Source organism: Pannonibacter sp. CBAS1226, from assembly GCF_055685825.1.
The window spans coordinates 1,078,882-1,102,420 of the sequence record NZ_JBVOUO010000001.1; the positions used below are offsets into that span (position 1 = coordinate 1,078,882).

Below are 23,539 nucleotides of genomic sequence, written 5' to 3' on the forward strand. Positions count from 1 at the left end.
TCATGCGGATGCAGCGGTGGAGCGGGCAGCGCCAGCGCGTCCTGACGCCCAGTCGCGCGCCTTGCCGCCAATCTCCCTGAACTTGCCCGACAGATCCTGCAGCCGGGCACGCCAGGCCGGATCCGGCACCTGTCCTTCGGTTGTTCTGAAAAAGACCTGCATCATGCAGGTGATGGCCAGCGGCTCCAGCAGCGCCGCCTTGAAGGCCCAGGCAAAGAGAACGGCAAAAACGAGGCCACCCGCGCTGAGCGCGCCGGGCATCAGATAGACAAGGGCGGCCGCCGGGGCGAGCGCCAGCAGAAACACCAGGAAGGACAGGCCATAGATCATCACGGCCAGCCAGGCGGCGTTGCGGAACATGGTCCTGTAGTTCTGCCCGTAGAGCACCAGCGCCTCTTCCGCCGAGGCCCAGGGATTGGCCGCGCGGGTGCGCATGGCGTGGGCAAGGATCACCTCGTCCGTGAAGCCAATGGCGACTTTCAGGAAGTTGCGCAGCAGCCCCGCCGCCGCCTGCAGGCCGGGAATGGGCAGAAGCGAAGCAATGCCCTCGATCAGCCCGGCGATGGCGGAAATCACGCCCTTGACCAGCTGGTCGATGCCGAAAAGCAGGCTGGCCTGCGCAAAGCGCTCGCGCACCATGCGGCTGCCATAGGCCACCTGCCCCTCCCCTTCCGGCAGGGGCCGGCCGTCCATCAGTTCGACCAGAACGGCAATGTGCCCGGCCTTGACGATGTAGAGCACATATTCGCGCAGCAGATAGAGCACCGCCGCCACAAGGCCAAAGCCGGCAATGCCCCCCAGCGCCGTGCTGGAGGCCAGGAAATCCTCATCGCCCAGCTGGCCGGCACCATAGCCGATGGCCGCGCCCGTGCCTGTTGCGATGACATAGGCGCAGGCCATGCCGAAATAGACGGCCATGCGGAAAAGAAGAAAGGGCGCGGTGCGCGCCATGAGTGCGAAGGCACCTGTCAGGCTGAAATCCCACATCCGGAACATCCTCGAATGGCCATGCAGACCCTGCCCGCCGGCAAGGAGGCAGGCAGCTGCATCGTGAAAAAAGACTAGGATGAGCGGCCGGGGCCGTCTTGGGGCCCCCGGCACTTGTTTGCGGGGACTACGGCACAAACATGGGCCAATCTCCCTGCATATGACCTTAGAACCGGTGCGCCCGCACATCTCTTGGGGTCATGCCATAGGTCTGGCGGAAACGGGCATTGAACCAGGACAGATCACCGAACCCGGCCTCCAGGGCAATCTGTGCAATGTTGAGATGCTGACAGGCCGGATCCGTCAGCATGCGGTGGGCCATGGCGAGACGCCGTGCGGCCACATAATCCCGGAAGGACGTGCCCTCGCGCTCGAACAGAGCCCGCACATAGCGCGGGGAAAGGCCAAGACGCGCGGCGACCCTGTCCGCGCTGAGGCCGGGCGCCACGAGGCTGCGCTCGATCTCCGCCTTCACCTGCTTCAGCCGGGCGGCCCTCAGCCCCCGTCCTGCGGCCGCCTCTGCTGCCTCCCGCGTGGCGCCAAGGGCCATCAGCGCCAGATCCTGCACATGCGTCACGCATTGCGCCGCCTCTTCAGGGGCAAGCGCGGGCAGTTCGTCATGCAGCATGCGGGCATAGCCGAGAAACAGCCGCCATTGCGGCGTCAGCGGCGCGGCGCGGCGCAGCACCGCATCGAGCCCCGCTGCCGCCGGACCCAGATGCACCCGGGGGATGGACACATAGATGCCCTCCATTTGCTCCCCGCCAAAGCGCACGGTGCCCGGCACATCGCCCGGATCGGCATAGACGAGGCCCGGACGCAGTGTTTCCTCGCACCCGCCGGTCTGCAGGATCGTGCCGCCGCCAGCGAGCGGGATGTGGAACATCACGTCATCGCTGCAATCGGCCGCGTGGCTCTGGCTGCGCACCGCAGTGGAGGCGGAATGCCGCCCATGGCCGACGATAAGTCCCGGCATCACGGCAATGGATGTTTCGGAGTGAAAGTCCTGCCGGTCATCGGGGATGAAGTCCACCTTGGTCATAGTGGCGACCACGTTGCGGAACTCTTCCACGCGCCGCGCGCGGCTGAAGTCTTTCGACCGTATCGACAGGATCGCCATGCTGCCCCCTCCCCGCAGAAGCGCCAGCCCGGCTTTCTGCTTGAAAGGACCATAGCAAATACGGGACTGCGCGGCCTGTGACGAAAGTCACGCTTGGGAAGCTGCACGCAGGATCTTCACGGTTTCCCGGAGCAGCCAGAGCGGATCTGCGGGCAGCAAGGACAACCTCTGCCTTCAAACATGCACAGGCTCCGGAGCGGGCCCCGGAGCCTGTAACATTGCGTGTTTGCGCTAGATCATGCCGCGCTGACGCGGCGCAGGAAATCGTCAATGTTGCTGGCCAGAAGGCGGGTCTTCTCGGAGACATCGCCCGACGAGCGCGACACATCGGACGCGGCGGAAGATGCCTCCTCGACCGCATGCTTGACGCTGGTCATGTTGACCGTGATCTCGCGGGTCCCGGAGGCCACTTCCTGCACAGAGTTGCTGATCTCGGTGGTGGCCAGCCCCTGCTGCTCCAGCGAACGGGAAATGGCATCGGTATATTCGTTGACCCGGACCATGGTTCTGGCAATTTCGTCGATCGCCGCCACGGAGCCCGTCGAGGCATCCTGAATGGCCGTGATCTGGGCCGCGATCTCTTCGGTGGCCTTCGACGTCTGGGTTGCCAGATCCTTGACCTCGGCGGCCACGACGGCAAAGCCCCGGCCGGCATCGCCAGCGCGCGCGGCCTCGATGGTGGCATTGAGGGCCAGCAGGTTGGTCTGTTCTGCGATATCCTGGATCAGCTGCAGCACGGCGCCGATCCGCTGGGCGGAGGCGGCAAGACCGGCCACCTGCTGGTTGGCGGAGGCTGCCTTGGAATTGGCCGCGGAGACAACCCCGCTGGTGTCTGCGATCTGGCGCGAGATTTCGCCAATGGAAGCCGACAGCTCTTCCGCAGCCGAGGCAACGGTCTGCACGCTGGCATAGGCCTGCTCGGTTGCGGCGGCGACAGAGGCTGTGCGGCTCGTCGTATCTTTCGACATGCCGAGCAGCTGGTCGGAAATCTGCGCCATGGCAACAGTGGACTGTTGCACCGGCTCAAGCAGCTGGCGCGAGTCATTGCGGAAACCGGCGATCAGCGCTTCGAGCACAGCCTGGCGCTCGCGCTCTTTCTCATAGGCGGTGGCCTGCGCGCCCTCAAGTTCGCGCTGGCGCTGGCCATTGTGCCGGAACACTTCCACGGTCTTGGCCATCTGGCCCAGCTCATCGGCCCGGTCGAGGCAAGGCACCTCACAGTCGAGCTGGCCATCGGCCAGCGTCAGCATGGTGCGCGACAACTGGGCAATCGGCTTGGCAATCCGGCGGATCAGGAAGAACAGGCACAGCGACACGATCACGATCGCAGCCGCCGTCAAAAGCAGAGAGGTTGTCAGCGCCTCGGTTCGGGCGCTGGTGACGAACTGACGGTCAAACGCCACATAGGCATTGCCGATCCGGGTCTGGTTGCCGCCATCCTCGCGCACAATCGGCTTGATGCCGACAATATATCCCGGCGTTACGATGAATTTGGTGCTGCCATCATCGGCGGGCGCCTGCTCTGCCTCCGGCACATTGTCCAGCAGATCCTGGCCGCTCGCCCCGGACCGGTCAATCACGGCGAAGATGGAGCCGCTTTCCTCCCGCACGACGGCCCAGGAGAAGCGGGGATTGTCCAGAAGCGGCCTCAGAACGGTCCTGGCCAGTTCCGCATTGAAGTCCCAGATTGCATTGCCGAGGGCGAGATTTGACAGCTCGGTGCTCAACTGGATCTCGGACCGGAAGGACGCCTCCACCGTATCAATCTGCTTGGTGCTGGCGACGTAGGAGAACCCGGCGAAAGCCACCGCAACGACCGCCACGACCGGCGCAATGGTAGCAAATTTTACGGACTGCCAGAACTTCATGGTAGATCCCCATCTGAATTCGCAGCATCGTTACTTATACTGACGAATGAAGTCTTAATTCTGCAAGCGGATACAGATAATTGTTTCCAGATATCAAATATTGAAATGAGAAAACCGCCCCGTCGGGCCGCACAAATGCCCGGCCTCTGCGTCAACCGCAACAATATCCATGCACCTGCCTGACCTTCGGCCGCTTCATCCTTGCATCCGGGCCGTGAGGTGGGGACGCTCAATCAACGCCCCACCCCGGCAACGCCGGTCAGGAAACGCCACGCCGGATCAAAGACAACAGGCCCCGGCAGCAGGAAACCAGCAGCCGGGGCCTTGCGCTTCACAGACCGCCGTCAAAGGCATCGCGTGCCTTGCGGCCCTCGTCCGAGTTCTTGAAGCAGATATGCAAACCATGCTCCTTCAGCAGAACATCATTGAAGGACAGCTTGGCAGCAACGGCCGACACCTGGGGGTCGGTCTTGGCAAGATGCTCGAAGACCAGCTTGTCGACCACCGCGGCATCCGTGCGCCCGCCAGCGGCCTTCAGGATGTTCTGCACATCGCTGTCCGCCTCATCGACCTTGATCTCGCCCTTTGCGGCCATGGCATCGAACTGCTCTTCGTTATTGTAGCCGCGCACCACGCCGATCTTGTAGGCCTTCAGATCATCCAGCGATTTCCAGGTGATGGGCTTGTCTGCAAGCTGGATGAACCCGACAGGGCTGATGCCGAAGGACTTGGAGAACAGGCAGCGGCTGCCACCCTTTTCGGCATCGGAGTCAGAGCTGTAATATTCCGGGAACACCCCGATCCAGGCCGGGTCTTCCGCTGCCATCTTCACGGCGCGGTTCCACGGGAAAACCGCCACTTCCGCGCTGTGACCTGCCTTTGAGAAGGTGTTCTTCACCGCATCAGGGCTGGTGCCAGAGCCGTCAGCCATGACATAGGGCGGCCATTCCAGCGTGGTCAGCTTGTAGGAGTCGGCCAGCACCGGCGATGCAGCAAGGAGCAGGGAGGCGGCGATTCCGGTCTTCAGCAAGGTGGTCGGCATAGTGTCTTCCCCGTATTGGAAAAATGCAAATGCAGCGCCCCTGTCCCTTTGTCTCTACCGCATCAGTTCAACAGCAGCCCCGCGAAGAGGACGCTAGACTTACTCCGTTAAAATTCAGCAAACGACTCAAACATCAAAAGAAATGCGCGGCCTCCTCCATAGAGAAAGCCCTAAATTTTAGTCATACAAATATTATTAGCCGTGTAATGTAAAAAGTATTTCGAGAATTTATGGGCAAATTGTGATCCAGCATCACCGCGCGGCGATCATGCCGCAACGGCAACCGGCCAAGCCCGCGCGGCACCTCAGCAAATTCAAGGCGTGATGCGCCAGCATCTCAGCCCCTGGCATCAGCCCCTCTGTCGGCGGGGCAGCTGTTTCCGGGCTTTTGTTCCTGAGCTCTTGTTTCCAGGGTTTTGTTTCTGGGGTTTTGTTTCCGGGCTTCATCGCCTGTCTCAAAAAAGCCCCGCTGACGCCACAGCCAGCACATGCCCCGCCACCTGCCGCAACAACGCCTCACTCCTCCCCGAAGAAATCCTCATCCAGCCGCTTGAACTCGACCGTCCGGTAGCCTCTCACGCCAACGCCGTGCTCGATCATCAGGTCGGCCAGCTCCTGCCCGTCGATGAGGATCACCCGCTGCGCAAGATGGCGCACGTAGTCACGGGCGGGCTGGCTGAAGCTGGAGGTGGTGACGAACACGCCCTTGGTGGCACCAAGGCCAACGAGACTGCCGACAAAGCCGTTCACATCCGGGCGGCCAACGGGATTGCCGGGAGCGTAGCGCTTGGCCTGCACATAGATGCGGTCAAGACCGAGCCGGTCTTCGTTGACCACACCGTCCACGCCGCCATCGCCCGAGCGGCCAAGCTGGGCGGCGGCATCCCTGTGGCTGCCGCCATAGCCCATGGCCACCAGCAGATCGACGATCAACTGCTCGAAAAAGGCCGGGCTGTTGGCGAGGATGCGCTGCAGCAACTCATCCCGCAGTTCCGCCGTCATGGCCGCATGGGCCGCGTCGATCTGCTCTTCCGGTGTGGCGGAGGGAGCGGCAGCCTCAACAGAAATAGCAACCGCCCCCGGCGCGCGCGCCGCGTCTTCCCCGCTGGTGCTGCCACGCCCGTTCTCATAAAAGGCGCGGAATTCCGGATCCTGCATCAGCATCGCCAGGGTGATCTGCTGCGGCGCCCCGGCCAGCAGCGCCCTGCCCTTGTCCGAGGCCACAAAGCGCCCCCGCACGGGCGAGACGATCAGTCCGGCCTTGCTCATGTAGAACTTGGCCCAGTGAATGCGGTTGTGCAGCACCCGCTGACGCCCGCTCGGCAGCATCTCCTCCTGCTCCTGCGGCGTCAGCCCGAACTCACCGGCAATACGCCCGGCCGCATCCGCCACCCGCGTTTCACCTTCGGCAGCAAGACGCAGGACGGGCAGCATGAGGGTTTGGTAATCGGGGATCATGAAGGCCTCATCTGGGACGTAGAAGGGCGGCCAAAACCGACATGAGATCGGTCTGCTTCACCCCCTTGATGATTTCACCATTGCTGGCGAGCCGGTGTCTGGCAAAGTGCGCCAATAGCTCCTGCTCGATCCTTCGGGCTTCATCTTCGTTGCCAGCCGGTTGCTGGATGGCAAGATTCCAGGTCAGGCCGGTCACTTCTGCAGCCATGGGCGCCTGATAGGCGGCAAGGCGGGTGACTGGATCGCTTGCATAGCCGATCTTGAAGGCAAGGTCGTGCCCGCGTTGATCCTTCAAAATGAGAATATAAACAAACCAGACAGCATGGTCGACGAAAGCACCGCTGAAAGCCCCCTCGTGTTTGGGCGCAAGCTTGCTGTTCTTCTGCGCAATCAACCCGCGTCCGAGCAAGGTCTTGGGCTCTGCCAGCGTAACCGGACGGCGGCCGAGTTCAAGCAATGGAGCAGACGTCTGCGGATCAAGCTCGACGACGGTGGATTGTGCCCGCAAATGATGAGCCCCCGTCAGCGGCCCAACAAGACGCGAAAAGAAGTTATCCGGGGACGTGATCTCCCAGACAGCTATCGGATGCAGCGCATAGGGAAACTCACTTGCCGCACGCTCCGTGATGCCGCTGGTATCGATCTGGTCCATGTAGTCGATCGTGTTCACCTCAAGTGAGGACACCTGATAGAGACCAAGAACGCGCCCCCTGCTCTCCGGCATGGTCGGCTCTACCTTTGTGCCGACCGTAAAAACAAGATCCCCCTCGGACAGGGCTCTCCTCGCCTGTGTTCGCGCGCCCTTGGACCCGAATGTCAACGGCCAGCAAGGATCTCCGGGCGGTCCCCAGACATAGGTGAAAAAAACCTTCGGCATTCCCCCTTCTCCCCTGTTAGCTGTTGTGGCTAGCTTCTCGCCTTTCGCCCCCGCGTCACCTTCGGGGCCGCTTCGCGTTCGGCGCGGATGCGGGCGAGGAGGGTTGCGGCGGGTTCGTCGTTTTCGTCCTGGGGGACCAGTTCGCCGCGGAAGGCCTTGGCGAGGACCGCCTCATCCAGCCGCCCCACCAGCGCCAGCGCCCGCTTCGCCTCTGCCGCCAGCCGGTCGATCCTGGCGAAGGCGGATTCGATGCGGCGGACGATGTCGTGTTGTTCTTCGAGGGGTGGAGTTGGCACTTCTACTTGCCGTATGTCGTCTAGTCCCAAGCCTGACCGCGTGGCTCCGCGATTGTTTCGTTGCAACTGCGCCTGCCCCTCGTCGCTGACAAGGTACCAAGCCAAAAAGGCTGCTGAGCCCTGCTCCAACAGCCGGACCAACGCCAAGTGCTGGTTGACGTAAGCCTCCCCAATTTGCTCGTCAATCAGCGCAATTCGCCCCAGATCGGCAGTGATCGTAACCACAATATCACTTGGCTGGACCCGTGTTCGAACCCCCTCTGCGCCTTCGGGCGGATTAACCCGCTGAATGTCATTCATGTCGGGCACGATGGTGCCTCTGACGGTGTTGCCTATGCGTAAGAAGAGCGGCCCTTCATCGGAATAAAATTTGGCCCAACCTCGAGAGCCGCTCGTCACAAACTCTGTGAGTTTGAGCAGGGCAATTCGTTCAGCATCGACTGCGCTGAACGCCTTGCTGAGCACGGCCTGTTTGTAGCGGGAGACGAGGGTTTCGATGCGGGCGAGTTCGGTGCGGGCGCGGGCGGATTTCGCGTTCAGCGCCTCCAACTTGGCCACGATGCGCTTTTGCTCGGCCAGCGGTGGGAGGGGAAGCCGAATGCTGCCTACATCCCCTTTCCGAATAGAAGGAACGGTAGTTGCGACTGAAAATGGGGCGAAATCGAGCGTCGTCAGAAACCGATACAAAAACTTCGGCTCAACTAGCCCCTGATGTGGGGTAACAGCCATGCAATTGTTGTCTAGCACTGCCTCGACATCCAGCAAGACGCGGCGATTGAGCTTTAGCGCTTCACCGATTTTTGCAAACGCGACCGAACCTGCAGGGACAGTTCTCGCCTTAAGAGCAGTGAGGTCCGCACGACTTACGTAATTGCCGGCACCACTGAGGATGCCTCCATTTTTCTGGTATGCCTGTGAAATGTCTCGAACTTTAGCAAACGGCAACTCACCTGCGACATTTCCCTGGAAACGGTCTGGGAAGCCGAAGCCGGATGATATGTCTCCGACCTCGTCAACAGCGCTTTCAACCCACCCCTTCGGCAACTCACTCATTCCACCGCCTCCGGCAGATCGCCGCCGAGTTCGGCGGAGAGGGCTTCGATTTCCAACATGGCGGCCTGCAAATGGCCGAGGATGGCGGCGGCGATGTCGTCGGGCTCGGTGAGGCCGTCTTCCGCATCTTCCTCCGCCTCGCGGAGCCAGGAGATGTCGAGATTGTCGCCGCGTGCGGCAATGTCTTCGCGGGTGAACATGCGCCAGCGGCCGGCCTCGCCCTCGTCCGGGCCGCGCTCCGCACCATGAGGGCTGGCGCCGAAGGCCTTTTCAAATCCTTCGAAATGATTTTCCGTCAGCGGCGTGGTCTTGCCGAATTTCGGCATCTGCGCCCGCAGGTCATAGATCCAGACGGCTTTCGTGTTGCCAGTCTCGCTCGTGCCCCGAGTCAGGAAGATGACATTGGTCTTCACCCCTTGGGCATAGAAGATGCCCGTGGGCAGGCGCAGGATGGTGTGCAGGTCGCACCAGTCCATCATCATCTGCCGCAGCGCCTTGCCGCGCCCATCCTCGAACAGCACATTGTCCGGCACGACGATGGCCGCCCGTCCGCCGGGCTGCAGCGCACGGATGCAATGTTCCACAAAGGGCAGCTGATAGGAGGAGACGGTGGCGGTGACCGTCAGGTCATCACGCGTCGGCGCCCCGCCCGCCGGGCCAAAGGGCGGGTTGGTGAGGATGAGATTTGCCCGGCCCAGCTTCGTGCCCTTGTCCGACAAGGTGTCACCCAGATGCACGTTCTCGCTGTCGATATCATGCAGATAGAGGTTCATCAGCAGCAGGCGCAGGGTGCCCGGCACGTTTTCCATGCCACGGATCGCCTGCCGCTTCTGCCAGGCAGCCTTTTCGCCGAGGTCGAAATAGTCATCCGTGCGGGCGCGCATGTAGCGGTCTGCCGCGATGAGGAAGCCGCCGGTGCCTGCTGCCGGGTCCTGGATCACCTCCCCCGGCTGCGGCTGCATGAGGCGGACCAGAAGCTCGATCAGCACACGCGGGGTGAAATACTGCCCGGCACCGCGCTTCGTCTCTTCCGCGTTCTTCTGCAGCAGGCCCTCGTAAAGATCACCGAACTGATCGCGCTCGTCCGAGAACCAGTCCAGCTCGTCAATGGCGGTGACAAGGGTGGCAAGGTTCTGCGGCTCGCGGATGAAGGTGGAGGCGTTGTCAAAGATCTCCTGCACCATCTCCGGCAGCGGCCGCGCATCGGCATAGCGCTTGCGCTCTTCCGGCGCGGCATTGTCCGCAGGCACGGGCACCAGCTCGTCATCGCGCCCCAGCCGCACGCTGGAATTTCCGAGCGTGACCAGAACGTCCCGGTAATGGCGCAGCTGCGGCAATCCGCTGGCCTTCGCCAGATCCGCCCAGCGCATGCCCTTCGGCAGGCTGCCCGTCTCGCGGTTGCGCTCGGCCATCATCTTCAGGAACAGCAGATAGGTCAGCTCCGTGACATATTGCTGATAGGTGATGCCGTCCTTGCGCAGCACGGTGCAGAGGCGCCAGAGTTTCTGGACGATGGCATTGGCGTTCATGACGGGCTTTCCGGTTCGCTTGGCGGGTGTGTGTTTGTAGCGGGCGGCAGGCGCGGGTCAACAGGCTGCCCGCCTCACGCGGCAGAAGGTCCCCATATGGCTTCGTTGAAGGCGTGCAGCACCTCATCCAGCGCGCCGTCAAACTCCTGCGAGATGCGCTGGAAGCCGCCCTTGTCTGCAAAGCTGTCCTGATCCAGCATCACCGGATCGGCCACGGGCCTGTCCTTCAAGGCACGGCCAATGCGGCGCAGCCACTCCTTCTGCTTTGCCGTCCAGCTGCGCGAGGCCTCGATCCTGCGGATGGCATTTTCCACGCGGTTGGCATAGGGCACCAGCGGATCGCCCAGCGCCGCCTGCCGCACGAAGCCGATGATATGGGCAGCGATATCGGCATTGCGTGCCCGGCCATAGGCGGCCCGCAGCATGCTTTCGGAGTAGTTGTGCTCGTCCAGCAGCCCCGCCAGTTCGGACAGCTCCTTGCGGGTCAGGTCACGCGGGCGCTGGGTCACGGCGATCAGCGCCGGAACCTGGTTCATGTTCTCCCGCACGAAACGCTCGAAGCCGGTGATGTAATCCTCGGGCGTGGTGTTGCGCCCGAAGATTTCCTCAATGCGCAGCAGCTCGTCCTCATGGGTGGAGATGAGCATCCCCTCCCCCTGCGCCACCGGCCGCCGCTCCAGCAGCGGAACGGCCTGCGGGTGGGCCTCGAACCAGTCCTGCAGCGCCCTGCCGGAGAGGCTTGCCAGATGCTGCAGCAAGATATCCGGGCTCTCCCCCGTCACCCGCTCGAAGCTCTCCTGCGTTTCCCTGTCCATGCGCTTGAGGCGCGCCCGCATGCGCATGATCACCTGCCCCGCCACCCAGTTGCGGTCTTCTTCCGTGGGCGCGTTCTCAAGGTCAGCCAGAAGCCGGCCCAGCGGAACATCCGGCCTTACGGCCACGGGCCGCATGTCCGATGTTTCCTGCAGCTCCGCATAAAGATCGACCGCATCGAAAATGCGGAAATGCTCCTTGCCGATATCAGGGCAAAGCCGTGTCGCCCGGCCGATCATCTGGTCATAGAGAATGCGGCTTTTCACCCGGCGCACGAAGACCAGATTGCAGATTGAGGGCACATCAACACCGGTGGTCAACAGGTCCACGGTCACCACGTATTTCGGCTGGGGATCGTTCTTGAACTTCAGGATCTTTTCCTCAACCCGGTCAACCTTTCCGGTGATCTTGGCGACCATCCCGTGCGGAATGGCATCCCTGCCGTATTCCTCCTGCAGTTCCTCCACCAGAAGACGCTCGATATCATCGGCATGGCTGTCACGGGCCGCAAAAATCAGCGTCTTGCCCGGTTTGGACGGGGGAATCTCGGTTGCGATGGCCCGGCAGACGATCCGGTTGAACGCTTCGGAGTGGACCCGCCTGTTGAAGTCGGCCAGATCATAGTCATGCTCCACATCATCGGGCAGCTCGAACAGGTCGATCTGCCCCGTGCGGCGGTCGATGATCTCGACCTCCTCGCCGCCCTCAAAGTGGATACCCGCCTCAGCCAGCGCTGTTGTGATGCGCCGGGGCGGCAGATAATCGATCAGATAGCCCTCCACGACGGCCTGCCGGTAGCCATAATGGAACACCGGGTGGCCGAAGATCTCGCGGGTGTGCAGCGCAGGCGTTGCTGTCAGCGCCACTTTCACCGCATCGAAATGGTCCAGGATCTGCCGGTAGGCGGACTGGTAGTCATCAATGTTGCGGAAGCCGGCTTCACTCTCGCTCAACTCCGCATCCAGCGTGTAGCCCCGGTGGGCCTCATCCACGATGATGCAGTCAAAGGTGCCGGGCGTCAGGCGCCTTGCCGGGTCTGGCTCGTTGAGAATACGGGCAATCATCGACTGCACGGTTGCCACCTGCACCCGGTCCTCATCCGCAGGCTGGCGCGTCTCAAGACCTGACACCTTGTAGATCTGCGAAAAATTGAGCATGCCTTCGATTTCGGTGGTGTCGAGGGCATCACTCGTCTGCTTGCCAAGCGTCTTGCGGTCAACAAGGAAGAGGATACGGCGGAAGCGGCTGTGCTTCAAAAGCCGGTACATCAGCGCAATGGCGGTGCGCGTCTTTCCGGTTCCCGTCGCCATGGAGAGGAGGATCTCGCGCTGCCCACCAGCAATAGCCTCCTCCACTGCAGCAATCGCCTTCTCCTGATAGGGCCGCAACCGCCCATGGCCGAAACTGTCTTCGGCAAGCCCGAGCGCAGCGGCGTCCACATCCGTACGCAGCTTTTCAAGAAGGTCCTTCGGGGTAAACCAGCTTGGCATGGCCAGCGGATGGTTGGTCTGCCGCCGGACATCCCTGTACCAGATACCCGATCCGGCCAGCCACTGGCGCAAGAACGGGCGGCCATTGGTGGCAAAGACAAACGGCACCCGGAAAGGCTCATCCAGACCATATTGCCAGGGATAATCCGCAGCCAGCATTTCAGGGCTCAGCCGAATATGGCGGGCATAACGCTCGGCCTGAGACAGGGCAGACTGCACATTCACCGCCTCCCGCTTGGCTTCGACCACGCCCACGCAGGTCAGGCCGCAAAACAGCGCGTAGTCGGCAGAGCCGCTCTCCGCCGGCCATTCGGCGATGGCAAGGTTGCGCCCCTCTTCCGGCCTTGTGCCCTTCGAATAGCGCAAGGCCATGGAATCGGCTTCCCATCCGGCATCCGACAGCTGCACATCAATCAGCTGCCGGGTCTGGCGTTCGTCCAGTTCCAGTCTGTTTGCCGCTTCCATGCCAGCCTGCCGGAATGCCAGAAGCGTTGCCTGCGGCTGGGCAGCAGCATCAGACTGCAGTTCCTTGAGCCTCGATGCCAAAGCCGCCTGATTGGCCTCAAGCTCCATGGCCGTCTGCTCCCAGACCGCGCTTTCCTCTGCCGCCTGCCGGGCCATCTCCTGCGCTGCAAGGCGGGCCTTTTCCAGCTCTTCAGCAGACGCATGGGCCGCTGCCAGTTTCGCTTCAGCCTCCTGCACCTGCTGGCGCAGGGCCGCCAGCTCGGCCAGTGTGGCCGCGTCGGCGTCTCTTGACGCGCGTGGCGGCACAAAGGGGCCGGGGTTGAACCCGGGATCCCGCCCCCAGATTCTGCGGTACCACACACCCAGCGCATGACAGAACCGCAGTGCAGACAGAGCATCAGATGGAGAACTGCCAATACCGTGGGCAGCCTCGTTACCGGCCTTTCTGACTGCATGGAAAATGCCGGCAACATCCCTCGGCAGTATCTGTTCAGCGGCAAGCCGGCGGATCAGGTCCACCTGCAGCTCCCGGAGAGCCGGATCATAAAGCCCTGAACGCGCTGCGATCTCCTTGGCCAGATACTCGCCGAACTGGCGGCTCTTGATCAGGGACGTGTTGGCATCATCTGCAAAGAAACGTTCGGCCAGCACACCCAGGCGGTGCAGTTCCGGACTGATATTGCTCAGATGATCAAAATTAACCGACACCGCCAACCTGCCCCCTGCCTAGCGCATTGACTTCAATACGATATCAGGAGTTGTGTGATCAAGCAGCAATCATCTCCCCCTCACGGCCCCTCGCACCGCGCCGCCCTGCTTGTCGGCACTTGTGATGTCTCGGCGGTGTAGGCGCGCAGGCCGTGACCGTCGAGGAGGAGGATGCGGTAGGTGGGGTTGCCGCCGGTCCACCAGGGGCATGGGTCGGCGAGGTCAGTGATGAAGCGGTGGCCGGTGGCCTGGCCGGAGCTGTAGGCGATGCCGTTGGCCGCCGTGCCTGCCATGGGGATGTGGATGTGGCCGAAGACGATGTGGCGCACGCCGCCCGGATGAGCGCCGAGGCGCTGCATCAGCGCACCGTCATCATGCAGGCCGATCTTGTCGAAATGGCCGATGCCGCAGTCAAACGGCGGGTGATGGATGAAGACGGTGACGGGTACATCCCCTGCCCCGGCCAGCGCTTCATCGAGAAAGGCCATGCGGTCCGGACCATATAGCCCGCCGATCATGCCCGCTTCATGGGTGTCCAGAAACAGCAGCCGGCCATGGTCCGTATCCTTGAAGGACTGGACGAAGCCCTGCCCGTCCACCGGATGCTCCGGAAAGGCCTCGCGGAATTCCGGCCGCCGGTCGTGGTTGCCGATCATCAGGCGCACCTCGAAGGGCACGGGCGCCAGGATCTCGCGCAACAGCGCATAGGCTTCCGGATCGCCGTGGTTGCACAGGTCACCGGTGATGACCATGAGGTCCGCATCGCCATGGCGGGCGAGAATGTCCTCGACGGCAAGGCGCAGCTGGCGCTCCGGGTCAACCCCGTTCACCACCGCGCCGGGGGGCATCAGGTGGGTGTCGGTGAGCTGGATGATTTTCATGGAAACGGTCCTGAGGAGGGATGCAAGGGGCAAGAAAAGGCTGCGGGAAACAGCCCCCCGCAGCCTCAATGGTCAATTGGCTGTGCCCGGCTGCCGCAAGACGCAGCCCGCCGGGAGAAAGCGTCACTTCATCAGGGCGTTGGTCTGATCAACCACCTGCTTCAGGCCGTCTTCCGGCGTCAGTTCGCCGCGCATGACGGCGCCGATGATGTCGCGCTGGGTGCGCCAGATGCGGACGGAATCGCCGCCCGGATAACCGGCCCAGGGCATGGAGCGGTCGGCCTGCAGGGAGGCGGTCTTCACGTTCGGCTTCTCGGCATAGAAGGGTGCGAGGAACTCCGGACCGGTGGCCAGTTTGTTGGTCGGCAGATAGCCGGTGATGCGCACGATGGTGTCCTGCGCCTGCGGGCCGGTGATCCACTTCAGGTACTTCCAGGCCGCGTCCTGCTTGGCCTTGTCCTGCGTCAGGATCACGGCGGAGTTGCCGCCGGTCGGCACGCCGCCGGTGTCCTTGTTGTCCAGCGGGAAGGTGGCGGTCTTCAGCTCGAAGCGGTCACCCACCAGGCCTTCGATGGTCTGCACGTGGGCGGGCGTGGAGAAGATGAAGCCGGTGAGGCCTGCGCCGAACTGCTGGCGCGACTGGTCCCAGTCCAGCAGGTTCTGACCGCCCTCGGTGACGAAACGGCGGGTCAGCTTCAGGGCATTGAGACCGATCTCGTTGTCGAAGGCAACGGTCTTGGTTTCCGCATCGACCAGACGGCCGCCCTGCTGGAAGATCAGCGCCTGCCACAGCCAGTCATCCGGCCAGCCGTTGATGTCATAGCCCATGCCGGCGATCTTCGGATCCAGGGCGTGGATCTTCGCGGCCAGTTCGATCAGGCCTTCGAAGGTGTCGGGCATCTTGTCCGGGTCGCCGCCGGCCTTCTTCACCAGATCGGCGTTGATGTAGACGATCGGCGAGGAGGCGTTGACCGGCAGGCCATACTGCTTGCCGTCGATCTGGCCGAGAGCGGCCATCTTCGGGCTGTAGTTGGCGTCGAGGAAGGCCTGACCGCCTTCGGCCTCGATGAAGGGCGTCAGGTCGGTGATCTGGTTGCGCGGGGCCAGCGTGTGGACGAGTTCTGCCGTCAGGTTATAGCCGGAGAAATAGACATCCGGCAGGTTGCCCGTCACGGCGGCGCGCAGCACCTGCTGCTGGCCTTCGTTGTAGCCGGCGGCGGGGGCGAGGAAGTTGATCTTGATGTCCGGATTGTTCTTCATGAACTCATCAGCCAGCGGCTGATGGAACTTGGTGAAACCCGGCAGGTTGTAGAGCACGTCGAGCGTGATCTCATTGGCAAGGGCAGGCTTGCCAAGCCCGGCCATGGCAAGGCCGAGGGCAAGACCGCCGAGGGCGGCGCGGCGAGTGATCTTCATGACAGTCTCCGGATGCGGTTGGGAGGAGGAGAACGGCCGGGTCATTTGACACCGGTCATGGTGATGCCCGCGATGAAATGGCGGCGGGCAAGGAGGAAGCACAGCACCATGGGTGCGGTGATGAGGGTGGCACCGGCCATCAGCGCGCCGTAGTTGGCGCCCGTCTCCGCATCGGCGAAGAACAGCATGCCGAGCGGCGGCGGGGCGAGATTGACGTCGGTGACGACGATCATCGGCCAGTAGAGGTCGTTCCAGTGGGCGACGATGGAAAAGACCGAGAAGGCGGCAAGCGAGGGCAGCGAGCCGCGCAGCACCAGACCCCAGCAGATTTCCATCTCCGAAAAGCCATCCATGCGGGCGGCCTCGATGATTTCGTCCGGATAGCTGCGGAAGGACTGGTGGAAGAGGAAGATGGCGAAGACCGACAGGAAGAACGGCAGCATCATCGCAAAGTAGGTGTTGAGCATCTTCGTCCAGGCAAGGCCGACGAAGAGCGGCAGGGCCAGCGCCTGAATGGGCACGCACAGCGCGGCGATGACGAGGCCGAGCAGCAGGCGGCGGCCGGGAAAGCGGAGCTTGGCCAGCGCATAGGCCGCAGGCACCGCCGTCAGGATCTGCACGATCAGGATGCCGCCGCAGACGATGGCGCCATTCAGCATGAAGCGCGCCATGGGCACCTGGCTGGCGGCGCGGGAGTAGTTCTCCGCCCCGTCGAACTGGTCCGGAAACGGCCAGAGCGAGACGTTGAAGATCTCTGCAGGCGGGCGGATGGAGGTCAGCAGCATCCAGTAGAACGGCAGCAGCATGAAGGCCGCGCCAAGGGCCAGAACCAGATGCGGGGCAAAGCGGCGGAGAGCGGCCATCAGTAATGCACCTTCCGGTCCATGTGCACCGTCTGCCCGATGGACAGCACCAGCACGATTGCAAGGAAGATCAGCGTCAGCGCGGCGGCATAGCCGGTGTTGGAATATTCAAAGCCTTCCAGATAGAGCGCGAAGAGCAGCGTTTCGGAGCCGAAGCGCCCCTTGGTCAGCACGGCCACCGTCTCGAACACCTTGAAGGCGGAGATGGAGGTGGTGACCACGACGAAAAGCGTGGTCGGCCCCAGCATCGGCCAGGTGACGGTGAGGAACCGGTCCAGCGGCGAGCGGGCGCCGTCCAGCCTTGCGGCCTCGTAAAGGTCCTGCGGAATGGCGGTGAGACCGGCCAGAAACAGCACCATGTTGAAGCCCAGCACCTGCCAGATGCCGATGATCGCCATGGACGGGATCAGCAGCGCCGGATCGGAGAGGAAGGACACGGGCGAAAAGCCCAGCCACTTGATGGCAGCATTCACCGGGCCGATGGAAGGATGCAGCAGGAACTGCCAGACGGTGGCCATGGCGACGAGCGTTGCCGTGACGGGCAGGAAATAGGCGACTTCCCAGAAGCTGCGGCTGCGCTTGCGGGCATTGACCAGCAGCGCCGCACCAAGTCCCAGGCCGACGCCGAAGGGGATGACCAGCGCCGCATAAAGCGCGGTGTTGCGCAGCGCCCGCATGAACACCTGATCGGAGAAGGCCTGTGCAAAATTATCAAGGCCAATGAAATGAAGCGACAGCGCGCCCAGCCGGTAATCCGTGACGGAAAATCCGGCGAGGATGATGACGGGCAGAATGTAGATGCCGAGCAGCAGCAGGCTGGCGGGGGCGGCAAACATCAGCCCGCGCATCATCATCTGCCGTTCACGGCGGGTACGGCGGCGCGGCACGGGCGCTGCCTCTCCGGTCTCAAGGCCGAGGCTGGTCACGCTCATGCGGCCGCCCTCCCCTGCGTTGCGGTTTCCCTGCGCTGGCCATCGGCACCGAAGACATGCAGCCGCTCCGGCGCGAAAGCGAGGTTCAGCGTGCCTTCCGCAGAGACGGCCAGCGGCACGGCGGCGGACTGGCGGAAGGTCAGGACGAGATCATCGTGGCCAGCAAGCGCGCAGCTGACATAGCGGTCGGCGCCATGCATCTCGGCCCGCAGCACGCGGACGGAAAGACCCTCCGATGCAGGTTCCAGATCCACGGGCACCAAATCTTCGGGGCGCAGGCCGATGGTGGCGGTTTCCGCCCCTTGTGCGGCCACCTGCAGGCCCAGATCCTGCCCCAGCGCATGCACGCGGCCTTCGGCCGTGATTTCGGCCGGCAGAAGGTTGATCGCCGGCATGCCGATGAAGCGGGCGACGGTCAGCGTCGCCGGGCGGCGGTAGAGCTCATCCGGCGTGCCCAGCTGCTCGATCCGCCCTTCCGACATCAGCGCGATGCGGTCCGACATGGTCATGGCTTCGATCTGGTCATGGGTGACATAGATGAAGGTCGCGCCCAGCCGCCGGTGCAGGGCGGCCAGTTCCTCGCGCATGTGGGCGCGCAGCTTGGCGTCGAGGTTCGACAGCGGCTCATCCATCAGGAAGGCCGAAGGAGAGCGCACCAGCGCCCGGGCCAGCGCCACACGCTGGCGCTGGCCGCCGGAAAGCTGGGCGGGCCTGCGGTCCAGCAGATGGCCGATCTGCAGGGTTTCGGCGGCGTCCTCGACAGCGGCGGAGATTTCGGCAAGCCGCGCCTTCGGCGCCATCAGGCGGCCCACCAGCGGCAGGCGGGCGGAAGCGGGCAGACGGCGCATGCGCAACGGGGTGGCGATGTTCTGGCGCACGCTCATGTGCGGATAGAGCGCGTAGGACTGGAACACCATGGCAAGGTTCCGGTCGCTCGGGTCCATGCCGGTCACATCCGAACCGCCGATATTCACCTTTCCCTGATCCGGCGTCTCCAGCCCGGCGATGACCCGCAGCAGCGTGGACTTGCCACAGCCGGAGGAGCCGACCAGCGAGAGAAATTCACCCGGACGGATGGACAGATCGATGCCCTTGAGCACGCTTTCGCTGCCAAAGGTCTTGCGGATTCCGGAAAGTTCGACTGCTTGCGGCGACATCCTGCGCTCCCTGTTCAGGGGCGCATATGCAAGTCTCCATATGACAGATTGACGAAGCCTTGCTGACCTTTTGATGACTTAAGCAAATTTAATCAGAGATTTTATCCGCATGTAATCAGGATTGATCATAGGGATAAGCAGGAGTTATGGCTTTACGCACCTTCGATTGCTTTCTTAGACGGCATAAAAACCTGACACCATCTGACTGCTAACGTAACCCGGCTGAATCTGTGCAAGGCGGAGGATGAGGGCGGCAGTCCGTGACAGGCAGCACACCTTGCAAGACAGGTTGCTGTAAGATCATTGCCCGCCGGTTGCCTTTGCTGCTCCCGGCGGATTATCCAGAAGGCAGCAACACGGGCGCCATTTCGGGCATCATTCCGGGCAGGACAGACGATGAGACAAGCTGACAGCGGGTCGCGGAAGATGATGGCAGAGCCCGCCAGACTGGTGCCTGCGATGATGATGGCCGTTCTGGTTCTCTGCCTCGTGCTGCTGGGTGCGGTGGCTCCGGCACGTGCGCAAGACACGGCCAGCCGCCTCGCGCTGGTGATCGGCAATGCCGCCTATGACAGCCCTGCCCTGCCCGCCCTGAAAAACCCGGCCAATGATGCGGCGCTGATTTCCGGCAGCCTCAAGGCCGCAGGCTTTGAGGTGACGCTGGTGATGGATGCGGATCTGCGTGCCATGAAGGCGGCGGTGCGCGACTTCACGGCAAGGCTCAAGGCCGCACCCTCCGACACGCTGGCAGCGGTCTATTACTCCGGCCACGGCTTTGCCGCCGGCGGGCGCAATTATCTGGCCCCGCTCGGCGCGGACCTGCGCGAGGAAGTGGATGCCGAGTTCGAGGCGCTGCCGGTGGACTGGGTGCTGGCGGCGGTGGAAGAGGCCCATGACGGGCCGAACATCATCATCCTCGATGCCTGCCGCAACACGGCGCTGACCCGCTCTGCAGGCGGCAGCGCGGGCGGGCTGACGCTGCTGACGGGCACGCCGCGCGGCAGTTTCATTTCCTTTGCAACGGCTCCCGGCAGCACGGCAGCGGACGGCCAGGGGCTCAACAGCCCCTATTCGGCGGCCATTGCCCGGGAGCTTCTGGTGCCCGGCGCCAGCATCGAAACCGTGTTCAAGCGCGTGCGGCAGGATGTGGTGACGGCAACGGACGGGGCGCAGGTGCCGTGGGACCACTCTTCGCTCACCACCGACATCATCCTGATGCCCACCGCAGACAGCGCGGATGCAGCGGGCGCCGGTCCTGCCCCTGCGGCCACCGCCGAGGCGCTGCAGCAGGAACTGGTGTTCTGGAACGGCGTGAAGGACAGCCGCACCTCTTCTGATTATGAAGCCTATCTGGAGCGCTTTCCCGCTGGTGCCTTTGCCGAGCTGGCCCGCATGCGCCTTGCCAGCCTGCCTGCGGCAGACACCGGGCAGATCGAGCAGCTTTTTGCCGCCCTGCAAAGCCGCTCGCTGCTGGTGGAAAATCCGCAGCGCCCGCATGAATTCTACGCCAACGCCCGCCTGCGCGAGCTGAAGGGCGATTACCCCGGCGCGCGGCAGGATTATCTGAAATATTTCGCCTTCGGCGAACCGCAGATCGATCCGCACCTGCGGTTTCAGGCTGTGCTGAAGGTGCAGGAGGGCCGCGCCGGAGCCCGTGAAGTCTACCGTGCGCTTTCCGCCGGGCGGCGCGATCCGGCAACGTTGTTTGCTGCGATCCTGCTGGAAGAGCGGGACGAACGGGTGCGCCGGCTGGGCAGCTTCATCGAGGCCTATCCGGATTTCGGCCCGGCGCTCTACGAGCTCAGCCTCGATTATTCGCAGAGCCGCCTCGGCCAGCAGTCGCTGGCCGACAAGACGAGGGAAAAGGATCTGCTGACCCGTTTCGTCGAGGCGGCGGATCAAGGCAAGGTGCTGCGCTATTTCATCGACCAGCAGATGGCCACCAGCTGGCTGGAGGATGCCCGCAGCCGCCTGGCCGCGCTTTCGGCCATGAGCGATGAGGCCATGGCCAATCCGCTGCAGCTGTCCGCCACCCGCAGCAATCAGGGCTGGCTGATGACGCTCTCCATCGCCGACAAGGCGCGAGAGATCTTCGTGCGCCTGCCGGGCGGCGAGTTCCGCTCCACCGGCGTCATGAGCGGAGCGATGGACCCGGCCACCGGCCAGCCCCTGCCCTATCCCGGCTTCGAGCTGCCGGGCTCGGCGTCCGCCATGGAGATCGAGGTGCAATACACCAACCTGCGCGGCGAGACGCAGGGGCCCTATACGCTGCATTTCGATCCGGACATGGCGCTGATTGCCGGGCAGAAGGACATTCTCGAGCGCTTCTGGAACAGCTGGATCTCCTTCGGCGGCGGGCGGGAGCAGCTGGCCTATTTCACCCATCTGATCAGCTACCGCTGCGCGCTGTCCGGTGTGCGCTACGGCATCAACAAGGACGAGCCGGACACGGCCTTCGACACCGGCCCCTGTGACCCGGACAATCCCCATGCCGTGCCCCGCTCCGGGCCAGGATCGGATGTCTATCTGCAGGTGCCGCGCAGCACCGCCTACATCACCGTGCAACTGACCTACAGGGACGGCACCCGCTCGGACGTGCGCCGCTTCGACGCCCCCAGATGACCATGGGCCGCGCCAGCAAACCCGCGCTTGCGGGCCCATTGCAGCGCAGGCTGGCGCCGGTTCTGGCCGCCTGCCTTGCGCTCATTCTGGTGTTGCCCGTCGCCACAAGGCTGGAGCCGCGCCTTGGCGATGTGATCCTGTTTGCCGGTGGCGGAACCGCAGCGGAACGGCGCGAGGATATCGTCATCCTCACCATCACCGAGGAAACGCTGGCCGCCTTTCCCTACCGCTCGCCCATCGACCGGGGCTTTCTCGCGGCCCTGATCCGGCGCATCAGCGCCACCGGCCCCAAGGCCATCGGCATCGACATTCTGTTCGACGGCCCGAGCGACCCGGTGAAGGACGCCGATCTGCTGGCGGCGATCGACGAAGCGTCAAGCCCGGTGATCCTCGCCGTCGCCAGCGACCTCAACGACCTGACGCCGCAGCAGCGGCTTTATCTCGGAAATTCGGTCAGCGGGCGCGGCCATGGCTCCATCGTGCTGCAGCGCGATGATTCAGATGGCATCGTGCGGCATCTGCCCTTCCCGCAGGACCGGGACGGCGCGCCGATCACCACCTTTACCGCAGCGCTGGCCGGAGCTTCTGCCAAGGCACCAACCCCAAGTGGGCGCATTCTCTATCAGGCGCCGCAAGGCCCCGGCCTCACCGCCTTTCCGCAATATCCGGCCCACACCGCTGCACTGCTGCCGGATGAGTGGCTTGCCGGGAAATACCTGCTGATCGGCACGGACCTGCCGCATCTCGACCAGCATCCGGCGCCGATGGTGTCCCTAGCCGGCACCGAAGGCGGCACCGTGCCGGGCATCGCCATCCACGCGCATATTCTGGCACAGGTGCTGGAAGGCCGCAGCCTGCCTGCCCTGCCGCTGGAATTCGGCCTCATGCTGGCAGCCCTTGCGGCGGTCGCCACCGTCACCGGCTTCACCCTGACACAGAAGCCGGGCCGCTTCTTCCTCGTGCTTGGCCTCACCGCATTTGCCTGCCTTGCCGTGTCTGCGCTGCTGTTACGCTTGCAGATCCTGCAGCTGCCGGTGCTCACTCCGCCTGCCGCCGCGATTGCCGCCGCGCTGCTGCTCGCCCTGTTCCGCTGGCGTATCGACCGGTCGGAGCGGGCGTTTCTCAACACCGCCTTCTCCCGCTATGTCAGCCCACAGGTGGTGCAGCGGCTGACTTCGGGACGGCTCAGCCTTGCGCTTGGCGGGGAAAAGCGCACGGTCACCTATGTGTTCACGGATCTGGAAGGCTTCACCACCCTGTCGGAGCAGCTGACGGCGGATCAGGTGGCCGCGATCCTCAACCGCTATCTGGACCGCATGTGCGACCTCTTCGTCAGCCACGGCGCCACCATCGACAAGCTCATCGGCGATGCCGTGGTCGGCTTCTTCGGCGCACCGGAGGAAGACCCGGAGCAGAGTCTCAAGGCCGTGAAGCTGGCGCTGGCGGTGGATGCCTTCTGCGAGGGCTTCCGCAAGGAGATGGCGGCGGAGGGCATTCCGCTCGGCGTCACCCGCATCGGCCTGCACCGGGGTGAGGCTGTGGTCGGTAATTTTGGCGGTAGCCGGTTTTTCGATTATACAGGCATCGGTGACACGGTGAACACCGCCGCCCGGCTGGAAGGCGCCAACAAATATCTGGGCACGCGCATCTGCGTCAGCGCCGCTGCCGCCGCCCACGCGCCGGGCATGACATACCGGCGCATTGGCGATCTGGTGGTGAAGGGCCGCGCGGAACCCTTGCCCTGCGTCGAGCCTTTGAGTGAGGCAGAGGCCGGAGCGGAGTGGATGGCGGCCTATGCCGCTGCTTTCGTCTTGCTGCAGCAAGAAGATGCGGAGGCGGCGCGGCAGGGATTTGAAACGGTGCTGCGCCTGCGCGGCGATGACGGCCCCTCGCGCCTGCATCTGGCGCGCCTCGGGCAAGGTGAAACGGGTACACAGATCGTTCTGGGCGGCAAATAGCCCG

The 23,539-nt window shown here is 63.5% G+C and carries 16 protein-coding genes; 2 read left to right on the forward strand and 14 right to left on the reverse strand.

What is annotated here, in order from left to right; translation table 11 throughout:
* The 14 genes from AC0CMF_RS04910 to AC0CMF_RS04975 form a co-directional block, all read right to left on the reverse strand.
* Complete coding sequence (locus tag AC0CMF_RS04910; RefSeq protein ID WP_058900852.1) at positions 1 to 987, reverse strand: hypothetical protein; 987 nt, start codon at positions 985 to 987, stop codon at positions 1 to 3.
* A 166-nt stretch (positions 988 to 1,153) separates the two neighbouring features.
* Entirely contained in the window at positions 1,154 to 2,107 is a 954-nt protein-coding gene (locus AC0CMF_RS04915) for a helix-turn-helix transcriptional regulator (protein WP_058900015.1), read from the reverse strand.
* Positions 2,108 to 2,343: 236 nt separating this feature from the next.
* The gene (locus AC0CMF_RS04920; protein ID WP_472481096.1) at positions 2,344 to 3,975 is read right to left on the reverse strand and encodes a methyl-accepting chemotaxis protein; all 1,632 of its coding nucleotides are present in this window, start codon (positions 3,973 to 3,975) and stop codon (positions 2,344 to 2,346) included.
* A gap of 331 nt (positions 3,976 to 4,306) precedes the next feature.
* On the reverse strand, positions 4,307 to 5,017 hold the full coding sequence (locus tag AC0CMF_RS04925; RefSeq protein WP_094462982.1) for a substrate-binding periplasmic protein: 711 nt from the start codon (positions 5,015 to 5,017) through the stop codon (positions 4,307 to 4,309).
* 516 nt (positions 5,018 to 5,533) lie between these two features.
* Complete coding sequence (locus AC0CMF_RS04930; protein ID WP_122519953.1) at positions 5,534 to 6,475, reverse strand: restriction endonuclease; 942 nt, start codon at positions 6,473 to 6,475, stop codon at positions 5,534 to 5,536.
* Between the two features lie 7 nt (positions 6,476 to 6,482).
* Positions 6,483 to 7,352: a GIY-YIG nuclease family protein gene (locus tag AC0CMF_RS04935; protein ID WP_374628383.1), complete on the reverse strand. Its 870-nt coding sequence runs from the start codon at positions 7,350 to 7,352 to the stop codon at positions 6,483 to 6,485.
* A 29-nt stretch (positions 7,353 to 7,381) separates the two neighbouring features.
* Complete coding sequence (locus AC0CMF_RS04940; RefSeq protein ID WP_374628384.1) at positions 7,382 to 8,701, reverse strand: restriction endonuclease subunit S; 1,320 nt, start codon at positions 8,699 to 8,701, stop codon at positions 7,382 to 7,384.
* Positions 8,698 to 10,230 carry a class I SAM-dependent DNA methyltransferase gene (locus AC0CMF_RS04945; protein WP_374628385.1) on the reverse strand — a complete coding sequence of 511 codons (1,533 nt, stop codon included), beginning with the start codon at positions 10,228 to 10,230 and terminating at the stop codon, positions 8,698 to 8,700. Before AC0CMF_RS04945 ends, AC0CMF_RS04940 begins: the two co-directional genes overlap by 4 nt.
* Positions 10,231 to 10,304: 74 nt before the next feature.
* Positions 10,305 to 13,706, reverse strand: a complete 3,402-nt coding sequence (gene hsdR, locus AC0CMF_RS04950) for a type I restriction-modification system endonuclease (RefSeq protein WP_472481099.1) — start codon at positions 13,704 to 13,706, stop codon at positions 10,305 to 10,307.
* An 80-nt stretch (positions 13,707 to 13,786) separates the two neighbouring features.
* Complete coding sequence (locus AC0CMF_RS04955; RefSeq protein ID WP_374628387.1) at positions 13,787 to 14,587, reverse strand: phosphodiesterase; 801 nt, start codon at positions 14,585 to 14,587, stop codon at positions 13,787 to 13,789.
* Between the two features lie 123 nt (positions 14,588 to 14,710).
* Positions 14,711 to 16,003 carry an ABC transporter substrate-binding protein gene (locus AC0CMF_RS04960; protein ID WP_058900026.1) on the reverse strand — a complete coding sequence of 431 codons (1,293 nt, stop codon included), beginning with the start codon at positions 16,001 to 16,003 and terminating at the stop codon, positions 14,711 to 14,713.
* A 41-nt stretch (positions 16,004 to 16,044) separates the two neighbouring features.
* Positions 16,045 to 16,866 carry a carbohydrate ABC transporter permease gene (locus AC0CMF_RS04965; protein ID WP_058900027.1) on the reverse strand — a complete coding sequence of 274 codons (822 nt, stop codon included), beginning with the start codon at positions 16,864 to 16,866 and terminating at the stop codon, positions 16,045 to 16,047.
* Entirely contained in the window at positions 16,866 to 17,720 is an 855-nt protein-coding gene (locus AC0CMF_RS04970) for a carbohydrate ABC transporter permease (protein WP_208982593.1), read from the reverse strand. Before AC0CMF_RS04970 ends, AC0CMF_RS04965 begins: the two co-directional genes overlap by 1 nt.
* 74 nt (positions 17,721 to 17,794) lie before the next feature.
* Complete coding sequence (locus AC0CMF_RS04975; protein WP_374628388.1) at positions 17,795 to 18,955, reverse strand: ABC transporter ATP-binding protein; 1,161 nt, start codon at positions 18,953 to 18,955, stop codon at positions 17,795 to 17,797.
* A gap of 396 nt (positions 18,956 to 19,351) precedes the next feature.
* On the opposite strand from AC0CMF_RS04975, the gene AC0CMF_RS04980 reads away from it, so the two are divergent.
* On the forward strand, positions 19,352 to 21,577 hold the full coding sequence (locus AC0CMF_RS04980) for a caspase family protein (protein WP_374628389.1): 2,226 nt from the start codon (positions 19,352 to 19,354) through the stop codon (positions 21,575 to 21,577).
* The gene (locus AC0CMF_RS04985) at positions 21,574 to 23,535 is read left to right on the forward strand and encodes a CHASE2 domain-containing protein (protein WP_374628390.1); all 1,962 of its coding nucleotides are present in this window, start codon (positions 21,574 to 21,576) and stop codon (positions 23,533 to 23,535) included. Before AC0CMF_RS04980 ends, AC0CMF_RS04985 begins: the two co-directional genes overlap by 4 nt.
* Positions 23,536 to 23,539: the final 4 nt, after the last annotated feature.